Raw genomic sequence first — 18,145 nt, 5'->3', positions numbered from 1 at the left:
GGAGGCCAACCGTGGACTTCTCCTACAGTGCTCGTACCGACGCGCTGCTCGAGACCCTCGAGACATTCATGACCGACCATGTTCTGCCCGCCGAGAAGGTGTACGACGCGCAGATCGCGGCGAACACGAACAAGCACGAGCAGCCGGCGGTGATGCGCGAACTGCAGGAGACCGCGCGCTCGCAGGGACTGTGGAACCTGTTCATGACGCACGACGGGCTCGGGGCCGGACTCACCAACCTCGAGTACGCCCCTCTCGCCGAGGTGGTCGGGCGCTCGATCATCGGCAACGAGGCCATCAACTGCTCCGCCCCGGACACCGGCAACATGGAGATCCTCGCCATGTTCGGTACCGAGGAGCAGAAGAAGGACTGGCTCGAGCCCCTGCTCGACTGTCGTATCCGGTCCGCGTTCGCCATGACCGAACCGGCCGTGGCCAGCTCCGACGCCACCAACATCACCTCGACGATCCGGCGCGACGGTGACGAGTACGTGCTCAACGGCCGAAAGTGGTACACCTCGGGTGTTCTCGACCCGGACTGCAAGCTCATCATCTTCATGGGCAAGTCGGATCCGGACGGTCCGACCTACCGTCAGCAGAGCATGATCCTGGTTCCCGCCGACAGTCCCGGCATCGAGGTCCTGCGCGATCTCCCGATGTTCGGTTTCCACGACCGTCTCGGGCACGGCGACGTCCAGTTCACCGATGTCCGGGTGCCGGCCTCGAACATGCTGGGAGCCGAGGGCGACGGTTTCGCCATCGCGCAGGGTCGTCTCGGCCCCGGCCGGATGCACTACGCCATGCGCGCCGTCGGCATGGCCGAGCGCGCTCTGGAGATGATGTGCCGCCGTTCGCTCGACCGAGTGGCCTTCGGTGCCCCGCTCGCCGATCGCGGTGTCGTGCGTGAGTGGATCGCACGCAGTCGTATCGAGATCGACCAGATCCGACTGTTGGTCCTGAAGTCGTCCTGGATGATGGACACCCGCGGTAACGCCTCGGCGCGCTCCGAGGTCGCCGCGATCAAGGTCGCGGCGATGGAGGTGGCGCACAAGGTGGTCGACCGTGCTGTCCAGACGTTCGGAGCGGCCGGGGTCAGCGACGATTTCGTCCTGGCCCGCCTGCACGCCATCACCCGCGCCCTCCAGATCGCGGACGGACCCAGCGAGGTGCATCTCCGCACGATCGCCCGCCTCGAGACGAAGAAGTACCGATGACCGATACGCATTCCCTCACCGGCAGAGTGGCTCTCGTGACCGGCGCGAGCCGCGGCCTCGGCCTCGCCATCGCTCGTGGACTGCGCGACGCGGGAGCCACCGTCGTGGTGTCCAGCCGCAAACTCGAGGCGTGCGAGGAAGCAGTCGCCTCACTCGGACCGTCGACGGTGGGCAGCGCTCACGCCCACGCTCTGCACGTCGGTCGCTGGGACGAGATCGAACCCGCGGTCGACGCCATCGTCGACGAGTTCGGCTCACTCGACGTCGTGGTCAACAACGCCGGCATCGCACCGCTGTCCAAGAACCTCGTCGGAGTGACGGAAGGGTTGTGGGACAAAACCATCGAGGTCAACCTCAAGGGTCCGTTCAGGCTGATGGCAGTGGCCGGAGCGCGGATGGCGGCCGCCGGGCGCGGGTCGATCATCAACATCTCGAGCATCGGCGCCGTACGACCGAGTCCGCCCGAAGCCATGTACGCCGCGGCCAAGAACGGCCTCAATGCGCTGACCATGGCGTTCGCACAGGAGTACGCGCCGCACGTGCGAGTGAACTGCGTGATGCCCGGGGGATTTGCCACGGACATGGCCGAGCACTGGGACGACGAGTTCGTCGGCAAGATCGTCGACCGGCTGCCGTCGGGACGTCTGGGTCGCCCCGAGGAGATCGCCGGTCTCGTCGTACATCTCGCGAGTGACGCCTCGTCGTACACGACGGGTGCCATCATTCCCGTCGACGGCGGCCGCACCGCGGTCTACTGAGGAGGACAACGACGTGACGGACATGAACGACACCCCGACCCCCAGTGCCCTGTTCGATCTGACCGGTCGAACTGCGGTGGTGACCGGAGCGTCGTCCGGTCTCGGTCTCGGGTTCGCCCGTACGCTCGCCGCCGCAGGAGCCACGGTGTACGCGGCGGCACGCCGCGCGGATCGTCTGGCCGCGGTGGCGGAGACGGTCCCTGGCCTCGTTCCCGTGCGATGCGATGTGACCTCGGACGAGGACCGTCGAGCGTTGGTGGATCGGTGCCGCGAGGAGACCGGGCGCCTGGACATCCTGATCAACAATGCCGGCATGCCCGGCCCGCCGGACGCGGAACAGGAGACCGCGGAGGGCTTCTCGGCGATCCTGGAGGTGAACCTCCTCGCAGGCTTCCACCTGGCGGTGCACGTCGCCTCGACGACGCCGGACTCCGCCCCGGTCTCCATCGTCAACATCTCGTCGGTCGTCGGTCTCGTCTCGACCGCCCCCATCGGCGGTGCGAGTTACGCGGCGTCCAAGGCTGGTGTGCTCGGCCTGACCCGTGAACTCGCCGGGCAGTGGGGACGACGACGGATCCGCGTGAACGCGGTGGTCCCCGGGTGGTTCGACACCGAGATGACCGACGGGCTCTTCGAGAACGAGAAGTCGGCCGGGTGGGTGCGGCGCAACACGATGCTCGGTCGCGGGGGTACTGCGGGCGAGGTGGACGGCGCGGTGCTGTTCCTCGCCTCCGATGCCTCGTCGTACGTCACCGGGCACACCCTGGTGGTCGACGGCGGCTGGACGGCGCGCTGATGCTGGCCGTGCAACTGCTCGAGTGGGGCTCCGCTCCCGAGCTGCGGGACATTCCCGTTCCCGAACCGACGGGCGAGCAGTTGCTGCTCGAAGTCACGGCGGCGGGTCTGTGTCGTAGCGATCTGTCCGTCTGCGATGCGCCGGCCGGACGGTTCGACTACCCGTTGCCACTCACGCTGGGACACGAGGTGGCCGGACGCGTCGTCGCTGCCGGCCCCGATGCCGACGGGAGCACGGTGGGATCGTCCGTGGTCGTCCACGGCGTGTGGTCCTGCAGAACCTGCCGCAACTGCCGCCGGGGTCGGGAGAACTACTGTCTGGCACTGCGGCCGGTCGACGGCAGGCTCGCCGTGATCGGCAACGGCCTCGGCGCGCCGGGCGGACTGGCCGAGTACATGGTGGTTCCGCACGGTGGGGTGCTGGTCGACACCGGTTCCCTGGCACCGGAACTCGCAGCGCCCCTCGCCGATGCGGGCGCCACCGTGCATCACGCCGTCAGCGGTCAGGCCGACCTCCTCGACTCGAACGCCGTGGTCGCGATCGTCGGTGTCGGCGGTCTCGGTCACCTCGCGGTCCGAATGGCGTCGCTGCTGGGAGCCGGCCACGTGGTGGCCGTCGATCCGCGCGACGCGGCTCGGAGATCCGCGACGACCATGGGCGCCGCCGCGGTGTACTCGTCACTGGCCGAGGCGGCCTCTGCCACGAGAGATCTCGGGGGCGTCGACGTGGTGTTCGACTTCGTCGGCAGCGACGACACGATGGCCGAGGGGCTGGCCACGCTCGTACCCGGAGGACGCCTCGTCGTGGTGGGGGGCGCCGGAGGGTCCGTGTCGGTGGCCAAGAACCGGGGGATCGCCGCCGGGTGGCAGGTCTCGGCCCCCTTCTGGGGCAGTCGGGCGGATCTGGTGGAGGTGGTGGCGCTCGCGGAGTCCGGGGCGCTGCTGCCCGAGGTGACCACGCGACCTCTCGACGAGGCGATCGACGCCTATGCGCGTCTGCGTGCCGGGGAGGACGCCGGCCGAACCGTGCTCCTGCCCACCACGTCCGACGAGCCCACCCCAGAACGTGATGCCGGAAAGGACCACCGTCAGTGAAGACTCTCGCGCTCGAACTGCGAGACCGCGTCCGGGAACACCCCGACGCGATCGCCGTGATCGACCTGCACGGCACCCATCGACTGGCCGACGTGATGGCTGCCGCCGAACGCGGAGCCGAGCACATGGCACAGCACGACCCCACACCTCCCACTGTGCTGATCCAGGCGGACAACACCTGGCAGACGGTGGCCACCGCACTGTCGGTCGGTCTGCGCGGAGGCGTGGTCGCCGTGCTCAGCCCGCATGCCACAGCATCGGAATTCGTGCTCGCCGTCGAGGACGTCGACCCCGACATGGTGGTGGCCGACCTTCGCACACTCGAACAGTGGGGGGTGTCCGACCAGGACTTCCCGTCGGGCGACGCGGCGGTCGGTGACCGTCATCTGCGTGCTCGCCGTGGTGATCCGCGAGGTGTGTCGCGCTGGAACGGAGGCAGTGTCATCGCGATGACCTCCGGATCCACCGGTCGCCCGAAGTGCGTCGTCCAGTCCGAGGACGCACTGCGCTACGCCTGTTCGTGCACGAGGGACGCCGTGGGTCTGCGGCCGGGCGACGCGGTGGGCGCCTTCGTCCCCCTGTCCTCCGTCGCCGCAGCATGTTTCGGGATGTATCTGCCGCTGTTCGTGGGCGGACCGATGGTGTCGATCGGCAAGTGGTCACCGGCGGCCGCACTCGACGCGATGGCCGCCCACGACGTCCGCTGGACGATGCTGGTGCCGACGATGGCGCTGCAGCTGTCCCTCGTCGAGAACGGGGCCGGTCGACTCGCGGGGATGCGGGCGATGACGGTCGGCGGCGGGCCCATGAACGCGTCGGCTCTCGAACGGGCCGAGCAGTTCCTGGGAACGACGTTCCTCCGGGTGTTCGGCATGTCGGAGTGCCTCGGTCACACGACCGCGACCCCGGACGACGATCCTCGACTTCGCCTCGGTACGGACGGACGGCCGTTCCCCGGCACGATCGTGCGGGCCGTGAACGGTGCGGGGGAGGACGTGGGCACCGGGGAGATCGGTGACGCGCAGGTCCGCGGACCCTCGATGTTCGTCGGGTATGCACGGGGAGGACAGGTCGCGGCACCGACACTGACCGACGACGGATACCTGCCGACCGGTGACCTCGTCGAGGTGGCGACCGACGGCACCATCACCGTGATGGGCAGGCAGAAGCAGATCATCATCCGTGGTGGTCGCAACATCGACATCAACGAGGTCGAGGCGGCGGTGGCCGGCGTCCCCGGCATCGTGCAGGTCTGCGTGGTGCCGATCCCGGACGAGCTGCTGTCCGAGCGCGCCGGAGCCCTCGTGGTGACCGACGGACGCGCTCTCGGTCTGGCCGAGGTGACGGACGGATTGTCCCGTCGCGGCGTGCCACGACACAACTGGCCGGAGTACGTCTTCGCTGTGGACGATCTGCCGCAGAACCGTGTCGGGAAGCTCTCCCGACCCGATGCCGTGCGGATGGCAGCGCGTCTCGCCGGTGTTCCCGATCCGAATTCACCTCGGGACGAGTAACATGAGCACGATGCTGACACGTTGCGGGGAGGCCGGAGGCCGGCCGGGCCAGTCTTCGAGGTTGCCGCGATGAGCGTCGGAACGACGGCACGCCGCGAGAGCCCGCGCTCCAAGCGGTCTCGTATTCTCACCGTCGCCATCGAGCAGTTCGGCAGGGTGGGCTACGACCACACCAAGTGGGCGTCGGTGGCGGACGAGGTCGGAATAGGCCAGACCGCGCTCTACCACTACTTCGAATCCAAAGCGCACTGTCTGCTCACCATCATGCGTCTGGAACTGGCGGATTCCGTCGAGCGCTTCGACGCGGCCACGGCCGACCGGAGCGACCCGGAGGCGGCACTGCGAGCCGCCGTCGCGGGAGCTCTCCAGGCCTCGCCGCTGGACGCTCTGCAGCGCCGGATCCTGCAGAACCACATGGACCTTCTGGCGACGGAGCGGCAGTCGGGGAAGGAGGAGGCCGAGCGTCTCCAGTCCCGAGAGCTGGTCCAGGAGATCGAGCGTCGGTGGACGAGATTGATCGCCAGTGGCATGGACGACGGGGTCTTCGCCGAGGGAGATCCGAAGACGGTGGGACGCCTGGTCCTCGCCCTCGTCATCAGCGTGTGGCGGTGGTACCGGCCGAACGGCCCCGCCACCCTCGACGAGATCGCCGAGACCGTCACCACCGCGGTGCTCAAGATGGTGCGCCCCTGACCGCTGGGCGCTGAGCCCGGCTCGGTCATTCGTGTCGATCACGTCTATCCATACCGAACCGAATTCATGTTGACCACACCCTGGAGGAAATCATGTTCGATCTGATGGTTCTCGCCGCCCGTCCGAACGACTGGACGCACGAGCAGTTCATGACGTGGTGGCGCGGTGAGCACGCGGAGGTGACCTACCCGCTCCCGGGCCTGCTGCGGTGGCAGCACATCGACATCGTCCACTCGATAGACGAGCGCAGCGCCGGGTGGGACGGACTGTCCATTCTGAGCTTCGCCTCGCGCGACGATCTCAAGACCGCGCTCGCCAGTCCGGAGTGGAAGGTCGCCGTCGAGCACGTCGGAACCATGCGTGGGCGACGGATGATCTGGTACGGCGACGAGCGGACCATGGTCGCCGACACGTCGACCACCTCGTGACCGCCCGGTGGTCCGATCCGGGATCCGTTCGGATCGCGGACGGCATCCACCGGGTGCCACTGCAGATGCCGTCCGACGGACTCCGTGCCATCAACGTCTATGCCCTGGAGACCGACAGGGGCCTGGCGCTGATCGACGGCGGATGGCGACGGCCGGGTACATATGACGAGTTCTCCACCGCGCTGGGCGAATTCGGTTGCCGACCGGACGACGTACACGACGTGTTCGTCACTCACGTCCACCGTGACCACTACACCTTCGCCGTCGACCTCCGCCGTCGACACGGCTGCCGCATCCACCTCGGGTCGGCCGAGGCGCCGGGGATCGTCGCCATCGGGGAGCTTGCCTCCAACATGCCGACATCGTCACTGCGTGAGCTGGAACGGGCCGGCGCCGACGACATCGCGCGAGCGGTTCGCCTGGACACCAGCGACGAGGACTTCGACTCGGACGACTGGGAGCCGCCGGACGCGTGGCTCACCGAGGGCGCCCTCGACATCCCCGGACACCGGTTGACCGCGGTGCACACGCCCGGCCACACCAAGGGCCACATGGTGTTCCACGATCTCGACCGAGACATCAGCTACACGGGCGACCACGTTCTGCCGACCATCACCCCGTCGATCGGATTCGAACTCGGTGAGTGGGACCTGCCCCTGGGGCACTACCTGAAGTCGTTGGAGATGATGCTCGACGATCGGGATCGCACGGTGCTGCCCGCTCACGGGGACACCGGTGTCGGTCTGCACGCGCGCGTGCGCGAACTCCTCGATCACCACGCCCGCCGCTTGGCGGCGACCCGTGCGGTCGTCGCCGACCTGACCCGGGCGACCGGCCTCGATGTGGCCGAGCGCCTTCCGTGGACCCGTCGTGATCGCCCGTTCGCGGATCTCGGAACGTTCGATCGCATGGTCGCGGTCTGCGAGACCCTGGCCCACCTCGATCTGGACGTCCACCGGGGCGTGCTGCGTGTGGAGAACCAGGACGGCGTCGACGTGTTCAGCGTCGCCTGAGACTCAGGCGGCGGTCCACCCGCCGTCGACGTACAGCTCGGTACCGGTCACGAAGCGTGCATCGTCACCGGCCAGGAACGCCACCGCGGCAGCGACTTCCGCGCCGGAACCCAGTCGTCCCATCGGTGTGCCGGCCAGCATGGCCTCGTGGCGCGGTGTGCCCTCGTAGCGCGCGAGCAGTGGCGGGGTCGCGATGAAACCGGGGTGGATCGAGTTGACCCGCACCCCGAGGCGGGCCCAGTGCAGCGCCGCGTTCTTCGTCATGGTCCGCACGGCACCCTTCGCCGCGGCGTAGGCGATGCTGTTGCCCAGTCCGCCGACGCTGCCGAGGATGGAGCAGATGTTGACCACCGATCCGCCGCCGGTCCGCTCGATCAGGGCGCCGGCGTGCTTCATCCCCAGCCACGTACCGGTCTGACTCACCTCGACGACGCGGCGATACTGCTCCACCGTCTCGTCGACGACGGTGGCGAGCGATCCGATCGCACCGTTGTTGACGACGGCGTCGAGCGTGCCGTGACGGTCCTCCACGAGGGCGAGGGTCGCCGCCCACTGCTCCTCGTCGGTGATGTCCAGCGCGCACGCCAGATGCGAGTCGGGGCGTTCCAGCGCGTGCGCCGCTGCGTCGCAGGCGCTCTGGTCGACATCGGTGACGATCACGCTGGCTCCCTCGGACGCCAGCCTCGTCACGATGTCGACACCGATCCCGCCGGTCGCGCCGGTCACGAGGATCACCTTGTCGGTCAGACGGGTACTGCCTTCGGGCATGGTGTGCCTTTCAGAGCTTGCTGAGGACGTTGCGACCGCCGACGAGCATGGCGATCGCGACTCCCGTGGTGGTCACCGCGGTCATGAGCAGCGCCATCGCCGCGACGAGCGGGTACGAGCCGTTCTGCCACATGTCGTAGAGCAGGGTGCCCATGACCTGGGTCGTCGAGGCGCGGACGAGCAGCGAGGCGGCGAACTCGTGAGTCAGAAGGATGAACATCAGGGCGACGGCGCCGAAGATGGCTCCTCGCATGAGTGGCAACAGAATTCGAAGATTGGTCACCACGGGCGAGGCGCCGCTGGTGGCCGAGGCCTCGGTGTAGGTGTTGCCCAGCGCGAGCATCGCCGTCATCTGCAGTCGGACCGAGAACGGCAACATCAGCACGATGTAGACGAGCACGATCACCGTGCGAGTGCCGTAGAGGATCAACGGAGGTTCGGTGTACGTGAGCAGGAACCCCACACCGAAGATGACCGCGGGGATACCCAGTGGCAGGGCGGTGATGAAGTCGCCGATCATGCCCAGGACGCGGAAGCGACGACCGCGGACCAACAGGTTGGCCATGACGTACCCGATGGGGATGCACACGGCCACCGCGGCGAGGGACGTGAGGATGCTGGTGAGTACGGACGAGACGATCGCGTCGTCGGAGATGAGGGCCCGGAAGTTGTCCAGCGTCAACAGATCCAGGGTCAGGGTGTCCGACCAGTACGGGGTCAGCGACACGATGACGAGTCCGACGATGGGGATCAGCAGCGCGAACAGGGCGTACACACTGATGGTGACGGCCGCCCACGTTCCGCGGCCCGAGGGTGCGGAGAACGCCTTGCCGCCGTGAGTGACGAACCGGCTCTGATTGCCCAGCAACATCTTCTGCACCAGAACCAGCGCCAGTCCGAACAGGACGAGGGGTGAACCGGCAGCTGCGGCGGCCGCGAAGTCGGACGGTGATTCCGACACCCGCCGGTACATCTCGGTGGTGAGGACCTTCACTCCGCTGTTCTGACCCAACAGGAGTGGTCCGGTGAACTGGCCGAGACCGAGGAGGAACGCGATACCACCGCCGTAGATGAGCGACGGACGGAGCAGGGGGAGAACGATACGGAAGAACACACCCATCGAGGACGATCCGCTGATCCGAGCGGCCTCGAGGTGCTCCGAACTAATGTTGTCCATTCCCGAGGACACGAAGAGATAGACGAACGACGTCAGACCGAATCCGGTCAGGATGACGATCCACGGCACCGTGTAGACGTCCACGGGGCCGCTCTCGAGATCGCTCCACCAGGGCAGCGCGCGCAGTACGACATTGAGGTAGCCGGGTCCTGGTGACAGCAGGAAGGCCCAGCCGACGATGTTGGCGACCGCGGGAAGCACGATGGGCAGGATGGGAATCATCTTGAGGAACCCGAGTCGCGCCGGAAGGCGGCTCGCGGCGTAGGCGAGCAGGGTGCCGAGAACGAGCGCGATGACGAGCGATCCCAGCGCCAGAATCACTGTTGTCCACAGTGTCTGGGCGATGTCGAACCGTCCGTACTGGCTGCGGTAGCCCCGCGCTCCGTCCTCGAACGCGAGCATCTGCAGACGCACCATGGGGAGGACGACCAGATAGGCGAGAACGGCGAGAAGAATGCCGTAACCGAGCCGGGCACGCCAGGGGCCGGTCAGCCGTGACCGTCGTCCCGCCGGCGGCGGCGTCGTGTCGGTGTCGGGGGGTGTGAGGGTGGCGGTCACGATGCGCTCCCCACTGCTGCGGCGACGGGTGCGGTGTCCGCGGCGGTCGCGGTGGAGGGCGCCGAGGGGAACACCCGCAGCGCTGCGGGGGAGAAGGAGACGACCACGGCGTCACCCGGCTCGGCCGAACGCAGCGCGAGGCCGTGCTCGGCGGCCGACGCACGCAGGGTGAGTGTCTCGGCGCCGGACCGCACGGTCACATCGAAGTGCCGACCTCCGTACTCGTGATCGACGAGGGCGGCGTGCAGTCCGACGTGGCCGGGCGGAACCTCGGCCATGCTGCGGTGCAGGAGCAGGTCGTCCGGACGCAGCCGTGCGACCGCGGAATCGCCCTCGTCGGCACGATCGCGGACCACCGAGTCGCGGAGATCGATCGCGTCACCCGCGGAGGTCTGCCAGCCGTCGTGCGCCCTGCGCAGTTCGAGCTTGTTGGCCATGCCGATGAATGCCGCGACGTAGTCCGAGCCTGGGTTCTCGAACACGCTCGACGGCGTGTCGAGCTGCTCGATGCGACCCGATTTCATGATGGCCAGACGATCGCCCAGTGCGAATGCCTCGGACTGGTCGTGGGTCACGAACACGGCGGTGAACCCGAGTTCGCGGTGCAGGCGGTGGATCTGGGACCGGACCTGATCGCGCAGCCGGGCATCGAGGTTGCTGAGCGGCTCGTCGAAGAGGATGAGGTCCGGACGCGCGACCAGCCCGCGGGCGACCGCCACGCGCTGCTGTTGGCCACCACTGAGTTGCGACGGATACCGGTCGAGCAGTGCGCCGCAGTCCACCATGTCGGCCGCTGCCTCGACGGCTCCCGGTCCGAAGGACTTGGTGAGTCCGCGGACGTCGAGGGGGTACTTGATGTTGCGGCGCACCGTCATGTGCGGCCACAGGGCGTAGGACTGAAAAACCATGCCGATGTTGCGCTTGTGCGCGGGGACGTCGACTCGCTGGTCCGCGTCGAAGACCGTCCTGTCCTTGAACGAGATACGCCCGCCCTGGGGCGTCTCGAGCCCCGCGAGGCACCGCAGCGTGGTGGTCTTTCCACAGCCACTCGGGCCGAGAAGAACCAGGAACTCGCCCTGCTCGATGTCGATGTCGAGACCGTCCACGACCTTCGTGCTGCCGTACGTCTTGGTCAGTCCGGAAATGGTGAAGCGATCGGTCATCTCATGCCTTCTGTCCAGAGGTGTGTGTGGGTGTTCGCGCGCCGGCCGCCAGACCACCGTCGACGACGAGGTCGGTTCCTGTGATGTAGCTGCTCTCGGATCCGGCGAGGAACACGACGGCGTCCGCGACGTCGCCGGTGGTGCCCCGCCGCTGCATCGGAATGGTGCGCACATAGCCGGCGACATCGTGGTCGGCGAAGTCCTCGCTACCGGTGATGTCGGTGTCGATGCTTCCGGGGCACACCGAGTTGACTCGGATCCCCCGCTCGGCGAGCTCGAGCGCAGCCACTCGGGTGAGGGCCCGCACACCGAACTTCGAGGCGCCATAGGCGCCGAGCTTTGCTGTCGCGAGGATTCCGCGCAGGGACGACACCGTGATCACGGAACCGCCGGACTTCACGGCGGTGCTCGCCGTCCTGAGGGCGAGGAAGGTGCCGACCAGGTTGATGTCGAGCATGCGGCGGAAGTCGGCCAGTGAGGTGTCGGCGATGTCGCCGCGGTGCGCCGCCCCGGCGTTGGCCACCAGCACGTCGAGGCCTCCACCGTCCGCTTCGATTCTCTGCACGCACGCGTCCCACTCGGCTTCCGACGCCACGTCCAGATGCAGGTAGCGAACCGACGGTCCGAGGGTGTCGGCGACCGCGCGACCACCTTCGTCGTCCACGTCCGTGACGTACACGGTCGCTCCGGAAGAGGCGAAGCGCGCGGCACATGCCGCACCGATGCCGCGCGCGGCGCCGGTGACGAGCACACGTGAGCCGTGTGAAGGCGCTGTCCGAGCGTCCATGATCACCTCCCTGGATGACGAGTTCGGATGGTCGAGAGCGGTCGCGTCCCCGTCACTGGAAGAGCTGCGACCATTCCTGCGAGTACCGGTCGACGTTCTCGGGGGTCAGATCGGCGGGATCGGGTGAGGCGATGTTCTGTGCCCGCTCGACGGCGCCCGGAACATCCGGCAGCGCGGCGGCGTAGCCACCGTTCAGCGCGGCCTGTCCCTCGGCGGTCACCATGAAGTCCGCCAGGACCTGAGCCGCGTTCGGATGCGGCGCCGCACTCAGGACCTCGGTGTACCACGGTGTGCCCCAAGGGTTCTCCGGCAGCACCCAGTCGACGGGAGCGCCCGCGTCGACCTCGGTGACGAGCGGCTGGACGCTGGGCGAGACCACCACTTCACCCGACGTCAGGGCCTGCGCGACGGCCAGGGCGCTCGGGTAGACACGCGGCTGCAGTTCGGCCAGCTTGTCCCAGTAGTCCTCGCCGTAGTTCTCGGCGTAGTGCCGATACAGGTCGACGTACGACGCGATGCCCGTCGGATTGACGATGCCGATGCGGCCGCGGTAGGCCGGGTCCAGAATGTCCTGCGGGGTCTCGAGACCGTCGGGCACCGCGGCGGTGTTCCACCCGAGGCCGAAGACAGCGGCGGACGAGAGGAAAAAGCGGTCGTTCTTCACGCTGGCCGCGCGGTCGTAGTCGGGTGCGTCGAAGTCCGGACCCACGATCTCGGTGGAGAAGGTGCCGGACTCGGACGCGCTGGCGATCCACGAGGCGTCGGTCACCATGTGGACGTCGGCAATGCCTGTACCCGTGCGGTTCTCGGTCTCGACACGGGGATTGATCTCGGAATCCGTTCCGCGCACGAAGTCCATGGAGATCTCCGGGTACTTCTGCGTGAACGCGGCCTTCAGCGCGTCGAGGTTCGCAGGCTTCTGGCTGGAGTAGAGCATCACGCTGCCCTCCGTCTTCGCCGCGGCGACGACGTCGTCCCAGCTGCCCTCGACGGGCCCGGACGGGGTGGTGCTGCCGCCGCACGCTGTGAGCGCGAACGCCGACGCTGCCATGGCAACGGTGGCGATGGCTCGGGGAATCCTCCGCATGGTCAGACCTCTCTCGGACTCACAGGGCCGCTCGGCTGTCGGTGCGAGTGGACTTCCTGAACTGATGTCAGTTTGAAAGTAGTATGACGTCCTTGTGATGTCAATCACGCAGGTGAGGGCAGTGCGACGACGGGCACGACGGGCCTGTGCCCATCTCCGCGCGCCGCGATCCGGGTTGCGAGGTTGTCGCAGTCGCGATCGGCGAGCTCTCGAGCGGGCAGGGCGTTCTCTTACTCGACTGCCGTCGCGGTCCAGGTCGCGTAGGCGTCGAGCGCTCCGCGGGTGGCCCGAGCGCGGTCGTCGCCGATACCGACGAGCTGGGCGACAGCCATGGGCGCGAGGACGCTCGCGACTGGGTCGCTGTGATCGGCGAAGTGGCCGGCCGCTTCGAGTGAGACGAACCCGTGTACCAGGCTCCACAACTGGGCGGCGATCTGTTCCGGGTCGTCGATGTCGACGCGACCGGCCGTCACCAGTCGGTGGCAGCTGCGTACCAGAACGGCGTAGGCCCTGCGGAAATGCTGTTGTGGCACAAGGGGAGCGGACGCGCGGTAGGTTCCGCGCGGCGAGAGTCCGAACATCAGGTCGTAGAGGTGCGGATTGCGCTGCGCGAAACCTCTGGCTCCCAGGGCCATGGCGAAGAGCTGCACACCGGGGTCGTCGTTCGACGCGGCCGCGTCCTCGAGAGTCCCTGTCAGCGTCGCGTATCCCCGCACCACGACAGCGTCGAGCAGCCCGCCCACGTTCCCGAAGTGGTGGTAGACCGTGATCGTCGAGGAGCCTGCCCTGTCGCTGATGCGACGGACCTTCATCTCGGCAGGGCCTTCCTCTGCCAGGACAGCGACGGCGGCGTCGACGAGGCGCTCGCGGGTGGATCCGTCGTCCGCCGTGCGGTCGGTGTCTCGTCGAGCGGCCATGACGTCATGGTCCCACGATGACGTCCGGATGCGACGAGCCCGCCGCGCCTGCTATAACTTTGTTATGACGTTCCTCGCCGCGGTGCCGGCCCTCCGCTCGCGCAAGATGGCCGCCCTGGTGACGCTGTGCTGCGCGGTGTTCGTGGTCAACGTGTCCACCACGATCGTCAACATCGCGCTGCCCACCCTCGTCGAGGACCTGGGGGCGTCCACGCGCGATCTGCTGTGGGTGGTCGATGCCTTCAATCTGGCATTCGCTGCGTTGGTGCTGGCCGGGGGATCGCTCAGCGACCGGTTCGGTCGCCGTCCCTTCCTCGTGGGCGGGCTCGTGCTCTTCGCGGTCGCATCGGTGGGTGGGGCGTGGAGTGGTGAGCCCGCCCAGCTGATCGCGTGGCGGGCGCTGGCCGGTGTCGCGGCTGCCGTGGTGTACCCGGTGACGCTGTCGATTCTGACCAACGTGTTCCAGGAGCGGTCCGAACGCGTCATGGCCATCGGACTGTGGGGCGCGGCGACCGGCGTCTCGGTCGCGGTCGGACCCGTGGTGGGTGGGGCGTTGATCGAACATTTCTGGTGGGGATCGATCTTCGTCTTCAACGGCCTCGCTGCTGTCGCAACCATCGCTCTCGCAGTGCGTTTCGTGCCGAACTCCCGTGATCCGTCGACCCCGCCGCTGGACAAGTCGGGCTTGCTTCTGTCCGTGCTGGCCCTGGGGTCACTGGTGCACGCCATCATCGAAGGCCCCGGCCGCGGGTGGTCCTCGGCGTCGACGGCGCTCGGATTCGGTGTGGCCGCCGCGTTGCTGGTCACCTTCGTTCTCCGGGAGTCGCGCGCTCGCCACCCGATGCTGGACGTGCGGCTGTTCACGAACATGCGCTTCACGGCTGCCAGTGGGGCGGTCACCAGTGCGTTCTTCGCGCTGTTCGGGTTCATCTTCCTCGTCACCCAGTACTTCCAGTCCGTGCGCGGCTTCGGTGCCCTCGAGACCGGCGTGCGCATGCTGCCCGTCGCGGGATCGCTGGCAGTGTTCTCGCTGGTGGGTCCCCGCCTGGCGGTACTGGTCGGTTCCAAGATCGTGGTGGCCGCCGGCCTGGCATCGTTGACGGCTGCGTTCCTGTGGATCTCGCAGATCGACACGGGCACGTCCTACCTGCAGATCGCGGGTCAGATGGTGCTGCTGGGCGCAGGCCTGGGTCTGACGAGTGCCCCTGCGACGGAGGCGATCATGGGAGTCGTTCCGACCGACAAGGCCGGGATGGGATCAGCGGTCAACGATGCCACCCGCGAGCTCGGCGGAACACTCGGTGTCGCCGTGATCGGGTCGGTCGCTCTGTCGGTGTACCGGGACGGTCTGAACACGACGCAGTTGCCGACCGTCCTGATGGAACCCGCGCAGGAGTCGGTGGGCGCCGCGCTCGAAGCCGCACGCCAGGCGGCGGACTCGTTGGGTGCCACCGGGGCACTGCTCGGGTCGCAACTGTCCGATCTCGCACGCGAACGCTTCGTCGACGGCTTCACCACCGGCAGTCTCGTCGCCGGGATGGTCACCGCCGTGGCCGGTGTGTTGACGCTGGTCTTTCTCCCCTCGCATCCCCTCCCTCCGCATTCCGACGACGAGTCGCACGATCACCCCGACGTGAGCGTGCGCCGCTGACATACGCTCCATCGGTGCCGACTCTGCGAGCCCTGGAATGCTTCGTGGCCGTCGTCGACGCCGGCTCTGTCACCGCGGGAGCAGCCCAGCTGCATCTGTCGCAGCCCGCGCTCTCCCATCACCTCGCGTCGTTGGAGACGGAGATCGGGAGTCCTCTGCTGGAGCGGCTTCCGCGAGGCGTGCGTCCCACGCCCACCGGCCGTGCCGTTCTCGTCGATGCGCGGATCGCGTTGGCAGCGGCCGAGCGCGTTCTGCGAACCGGACACGCTGCGGCACAGGGTGATGCGGGCCGGCTACGCCTGGGGTGTGCGGAGAGCATGACCGTCCAGACCCTGGCGCCGACGTTGCGCACCTGGACCCGGAAGCACCCGGACATCGGTCTGGATCTGACCGAGTACACCAGCGCCGACGCGATGGCGACGGCGATCACGGACGGCGACCTCGACATCGCAGTGGGGCCGGCGCCGTCGCGCGGGTCCGCAGCGATGACCGAGATCGGGACCGAGGAGATCCTGGTCGTGATTCCGGAAGGTCTCGATCTCGCCGACGAGGACGCCGTCTCCTGGCCGAACCTCGCCGGCAGGCCGATCGTGCACTACCACCCGTCGAACGGCCTTCGTGGATGGTTCGACACCGTGGCTGCGACGCACGGAGTCCAGTTCGACGCTGTCACGCACACTCGACATGCCACGACGGCAGCACAACTCGCTCACGCAGGGTTGGGGGTCGCGCTCGTGCCGGCCACCGCCGTTCCCGCTCGCTTCGCCGGGATCGTCAAGTCGATGACACCTCCACTGACGAGGTCGGTCGTCGTGATGGTCGGGGCGGAATCGGACGCGCTGACACAAAGATTCGTGGCCGATCTCGTGTCGCGGGGCATCGGTACACGCCGCTCCTGACCCGCTCCCCGCGACCGGCTCACACCAGAGTCTGCGTGCCGACGACGCGCAGCAACTCCAGACGTTGCTCGTCCTCGGAGCCGGGAACGGTGGTGTAGACCACGATGCGCAGATCGCTGCCCGGTGCCGTGAGCACATCGCAGTCGACGGCGATCGGTCCCACCGGCGTCGTCATCACCTTGCGGCTTGCCTTGTGCACCGACATGGTGGCGCGACCCCAGCGAGCGTCGAAGTCCGCACTCCTCGCCCGGAGTCGGGTGACGAGGGTGGTCAGATACGGGTCGTCGGGATAGCGGGCGTGTGCCGCTCGAAGATCGGCGACGAGGTCCTCGCCGAATTCCTCGTGATGGCGGTCGTCGTAGCCGACGCCGGTGAAGTCGTCGGTGAAATGGCGCCACACCACATTGCGGTCGACACCGTGTCGCAGTGCGGGGTCCCCGCTGATGGCTGCCCAGAGGCCGTTGTGATGGACGATGTCCCACGCGGCCGTGAAGACCGCCAGTGGCACGTCGTCCAGGCGGTCGACCATGCGCCGCACGCCGGGCCCGATGTGGTGCGGTACGAGGCGCCCGTTCGGTGATGCCAGTCCGGCCACCCGATACAGGTGATCCACTTCCTCGTCGTTCAGTCGCAGCGCTCGCGCCAACGCGGCGACGGTCTGCGCCGACGGGTGCCGCGCCCGCCCCTGCTCGAGGCGGACGATGTAGTCGACGCTGATGGACGCCAACGTGGCGAGTTCCTCACGGCGCAGTCCGGGAGCTCGTCTGCCGGGGACGGCGGGCAGGCCGACCTCCTCCGGTCGAGTCCGGTCCCGCCAAGCCCGGAGCACCGTCGACAGTTCACTCATGCCACCATCGTGCACCGCGTCGCCGGAGCGCGGGTGGTACCGGCAGTACCTGGACTTGCACGTCACCGGGCCACAGGATCGAGACATGACAACAGCACTCGTCACGGGAGCGAACAAGGGCCTCGGACTCGAGACGGCGCGACGACTCGTCGACTCCGGTGTCGACGTGTACGCCGGCGTCCGCGACCCCGACAGGGCAGACGACGTCCGCGCACTCGGCGCACACGTACTACGACTGGACGTGACGGACACCGACTCGGTCACCGCGTCGGTGTCGTCACTTCCCCGACTGGACGTCCTGATCAACAACGCCGGCGTCATCGGACACGGCGGCGGTGTCGACGACCTGGACGCCGACTCCATGGCGGACACCCTCGACACCAACGTCGTCGGCATCGTCCGGGTGACGCAAGCAGCGCTGCCGCTGCTGCGGCAGTCGTCGAATCCGGTGATCGTCAACGTAGCCTCGGGTGTGGGAATGGGCCGCTTCCTCCAGGATCCCGGCCGAGACGAGTTCCCTGTCGCCGCCATCCCGTACGCCGCCTCGAAGGCGGCCGTCATCACTCTCACCGTGCAGTACGCCAAGAACCTCCCCGAGATACGAATCAACGCCTCCGACCCCGGCTACACGGCCACCGACCTCAACGGGAACACCGGGCATCAGACCGTCGCGGAGGGAACCGACGCCACCGTTCGCCTGGCCCTGCTCGGCAGCGACGGACCCACGGGGGAGTTCCACGACCGCACCGGGCGGATCGAGTTGTGAGCAGGCGGTCGTTCG

General features: G+C 67.9%; 18 protein-coding genes. 11 read left to right on the top strand and 7 right to left on the bottom strand.

Annotation, left to right across the window (positions count from 1 at the left end):
* Window positions 1-11: 11 nt before the first annotated feature.
* The 8 genes from OG947_RS06720 to OG947_RS06685 all read left to right on the top strand — a co-directional run bounded on the left by OG947_RS06720 (window position 12) and on the right by OG947_RS06685 (window position 7,510).
* Window positions 12-1,214 (top strand): acyl-CoA dehydrogenase family protein, encoded by a 1,203-nt coding sequence (locus tag OG947_RS06720; RefSeq protein ID WP_042575773.1) that lies wholly within the window; start codon window positions 12-14, stop codon window positions 1,212-1,214.
* The gene (locus OG947_RS06715; RefSeq protein WP_328813415.1) at window positions 1,211-1,972 is read left to right on the top strand and encodes an SDR family NAD(P)-dependent oxidoreductase; all 762 of its coding nucleotides are present in this window, start codon (window positions 1,211-1,213) and stop codon (window positions 1,970-1,972) included. Before OG947_RS06720 ends, OG947_RS06715 begins: the two co-directional genes overlap by 4 nt.
* Before the next feature lie 22 nt (window positions 1,973-1,994).
* Entirely contained in the window at window positions 1,995-2,768 is a 774-nt protein-coding gene (locus tag OG947_RS06710; RefSeq protein ID WP_328811687.1) for an SDR family NAD(P)-dependent oxidoreductase, read from the top strand.
* Window positions 2,768-3,862 (top strand): alcohol dehydrogenase catalytic domain-containing protein, encoded by a 1,095-nt coding sequence (locus tag OG947_RS06705; protein ID WP_328810382.1) that lies wholly within the window; start codon window positions 2,768-2,770, stop codon window positions 3,860-3,862. Before OG947_RS06710 ends, OG947_RS06705 begins: the two co-directional genes overlap by 1 nt.
* On the top strand, window positions 3,859-5,376 hold the full coding sequence (locus OG947_RS06700) for a class I adenylate-forming enzyme family protein (protein WP_027504427.1): 1,518 nt from the start codon (window positions 3,859-3,861) through the stop codon (window positions 5,374-5,376). The genes OG947_RS06705 and OG947_RS06700 overlap by 4 nt, the downstream gene beginning before the upstream one ends.
* Before the next feature lie 69 nt (window positions 5,377-5,445).
* Window positions 5,446-6,069, top strand: coding sequence for a TetR/AcrR family transcriptional regulator (locus OG947_RS06695; protein ID WP_027504426.1), 624 nt, complete (start codon window positions 5,446-5,448; stop codon window positions 6,067-6,069).
* A gap of 92 nt (window positions 6,070-6,161) precedes the next feature.
* Window positions 6,162-6,497 carry an EthD family reductase gene (locus tag OG947_RS06690; RefSeq protein ID WP_328813414.1) on the top strand — a complete coding sequence of 112 codons (336 nt, stop codon included), beginning with the start codon at window positions 6,162-6,164 and terminating at the stop codon, window positions 6,495-6,497.
* Window positions 6,494-7,510, top strand: a complete 1,017-nt coding sequence (locus tag OG947_RS06685; protein ID WP_442973096.1) for an MBL fold metallo-hydrolase — start codon at window positions 6,494-6,496, stop codon at window positions 7,508-7,510. Before OG947_RS06690 ends, OG947_RS06685 begins: the two co-directional genes overlap by 4 nt.
* 3 nt (window positions 7,511-7,513) lie before the next feature.
* On the opposite strand, the gene OG947_RS06680 is transcribed toward OG947_RS06685, so the two are convergent.
* The 6 genes from OG947_RS06680 to OG947_RS06655 all read right to left on the bottom strand — a co-directional run bounded on the left by OG947_RS06680 (window position 7,514) and on the right by OG947_RS06655 (window position 13,967).
* Window positions 7,514-8,278 (bottom strand): SDR family NAD(P)-dependent oxidoreductase, encoded by a 765-nt coding sequence (locus OG947_RS06680; RefSeq protein WP_328813413.1) that lies wholly within the window; start codon window positions 8,276-8,278, stop codon window positions 7,514-7,516.
* A gap of 10 nt (window positions 8,279-8,288) precedes the next feature.
* Entirely contained in the window at window positions 8,289-9,947 is a 1,659-nt protein-coding gene (locus OG947_RS06675; protein ID WP_027504422.1) for an ABC transporter permease, read from the bottom strand.
* Between the two features lie 62 nt (window positions 9,948-10,009).
* On the bottom strand, window positions 10,010-11,176 hold the full coding sequence (locus tag OG947_RS06670) for an ABC transporter ATP-binding protein (RefSeq protein WP_222639902.1): 1,167 nt from the start codon (window positions 11,174-11,176) through the stop codon (window positions 10,010-10,012).
* A gap of 1 nt (window position 11,177) precedes the next feature.
* Window positions 11,178-11,963, bottom strand: coding sequence for an SDR family NAD(P)-dependent oxidoreductase (locus tag OG947_RS06665; RefSeq protein ID WP_328813412.1), 786 nt, complete (start codon window positions 11,961-11,963; stop codon window positions 11,178-11,180).
* Between the two features lie 52 nt (window positions 11,964-12,015).
* Window positions 12,016-13,050: an ABC transporter substrate-binding protein gene (locus OG947_RS06660; RefSeq protein ID WP_328813411.1), complete on the bottom strand. Its 1,035-nt coding sequence runs from the start codon at window positions 13,048-13,050 to the stop codon at window positions 12,016-12,018.
* A gap of 230 nt (window positions 13,051-13,280) precedes the next feature.
* The gene (locus OG947_RS06655) at window positions 13,281-13,967 is read right to left on the bottom strand and encodes a TetR/AcrR family transcriptional regulator (RefSeq protein ID WP_328813410.1); all 687 of its coding nucleotides are present in this window, start codon (window positions 13,965-13,967) and stop codon (window positions 13,281-13,283) included.
* A 64-nt stretch (window positions 13,968-14,031) separates the two neighbouring features.
* On the opposite strand from OG947_RS06655, the gene OG947_RS06650 reads away from it, so the two are divergent.
* Together OG947_RS06650 and OG947_RS06645 are read left to right on the top strand one after the other, a co-directional pair.
* A complete protein-coding gene (locus OG947_RS06650) occupies window positions 14,032-15,618 on the top strand; it encodes an MFS transporter (protein WP_328813409.1) in 1,587 nt (528 codons plus the stop codon).
* Window positions 15,619-15,632: 14 nt separating this feature from the next.
* Window positions 15,633-16,517 carry a LysR family transcriptional regulator gene (locus OG947_RS06645; protein ID WP_328813408.1) on the top strand — a complete coding sequence of 295 codons (885 nt, stop codon included), beginning with the start codon at window positions 15,633-15,635 and terminating at the stop codon, window positions 16,515-16,517.
* 19 nt (window positions 16,518-16,536) lie between these two features.
* Here OG947_RS06645 and OG947_RS06640 read toward each other — a convergent pair whose 3' ends face one another.
* On the bottom strand, window positions 16,537-17,364 hold the full coding sequence (locus OG947_RS06640) for a helix-turn-helix transcriptional regulator (protein ID WP_056446440.1): 828 nt from the start codon (window positions 17,362-17,364) through the stop codon (window positions 16,537-16,539).
* Between the two features lie 85 nt (window positions 17,365-17,449).
* Here OG947_RS06640 and OG947_RS06635 point away from each other — a divergent pair, with 85 nt between their 5' ends.
* Window positions 17,450-18,130 (top strand): SDR family NAD(P)-dependent oxidoreductase, encoded by a 681-nt coding sequence (locus OG947_RS06635; RefSeq protein ID WP_328813407.1) that lies wholly within the window; start codon window positions 17,450-17,452, stop codon window positions 18,128-18,130.
* Window positions 18,131-18,145 lie beyond the last annotated feature (15 nt).

The sequence above is a fragment of the Rhodococcus sp. NBC_00297 genome (assembly GCF_036173065.1).
Classification (GTDB): domain Bacteria; phylum Actinomycetota; class Actinomycetes; order Mycobacteriales; family Mycobacteriaceae; genus Rhodococcoides.
Note: the sequence above shows the minus strand (reverse complement) of the source record. Positions and strands in the feature narration are given on the sequence as shown.

Coding starts and splice junctions, on each gene's coding strand:
- OG947_RS06670 (WP_222639902.1), bottom strand. CDS start 11,176: ATGACCGATCGCTTCACCATTTCCGGACTGACCAAGACGTACGGCAGC.
- OG947_RS06650 (WP_328813409.1), top strand. CDS start 14,032: ATGACGTTCCTCGCCGCGGTGCCGGCCCTCCGCTCGCGCAAGATGGCC.
- OG947_RS06640 (WP_056446440.1), bottom strand. CDS start 17,364: ATGAGTGAACTGTCGACGGTGCTCCGGGCTTGGCGGGACCGGACTCGA.
- OG947_RS06710 (WP_328811687.1), top strand. CDS start 1,995: ATGAACGACACCCCGACCCCCAGTGCCCTGTTCGATCTGACCGGTCGA.
- OG947_RS06635 (WP_328813407.1), top strand. CDS start 17,450: ATGACAACAGCACTCGTCACGGGAGCGAACAAGGGCCTCGGACTCGAG.
- OG947_RS06715 (WP_328813415.1), top strand. CDS start 1,211: ATGACCGATACGCATTCCCTCACCGGCAGAGTGGCTCTCGTGACCGGC.
- OG947_RS06665 (WP_328813412.1), bottom strand. CDS start 11,963: ATGGACGCTCGGACAGCGCCTTCACACGGCTCACGTGTGCTCGTCACC.
- OG947_RS06690 (WP_328813414.1), top strand. CDS start 6,162: ATGTTCGATCTGATGGTTCTCGCCGCCCGTCCGAACGACTGGACGCAC.
- OG947_RS06705 (WP_328810382.1), top strand. CDS start 2,768: ATGCTGGCCGTGCAACTGCTCGAGTGGGGCTCCGCTCCCGAGCTGCGG.
- OG947_RS06660 (WP_328813411.1), bottom strand. CDS start 13,050: ATGCGGAGGATTCCCCGAGCCATCGCCACCGTTGCCATGGCAGCGTCG.
- OG947_RS06655 (WP_328813410.1), bottom strand. CDS start 13,967: ATGGCCGCTCGACGAGACACCGACCGCACGGCGGACGACGGATCCACC.
- OG947_RS06680 (WP_328813413.1), bottom strand. CDS start 8,278: ATGCCCGAAGGCAGTACCCGTCTGACCGACAAGGTGATCCTCGTGACC.
- OG947_RS06695 (WP_027504426.1), top strand. CDS start 5,446: ATGAGCGTCGGAACGACGGCACGCCGCGAGAGCCCGCGCTCCAAGCGG.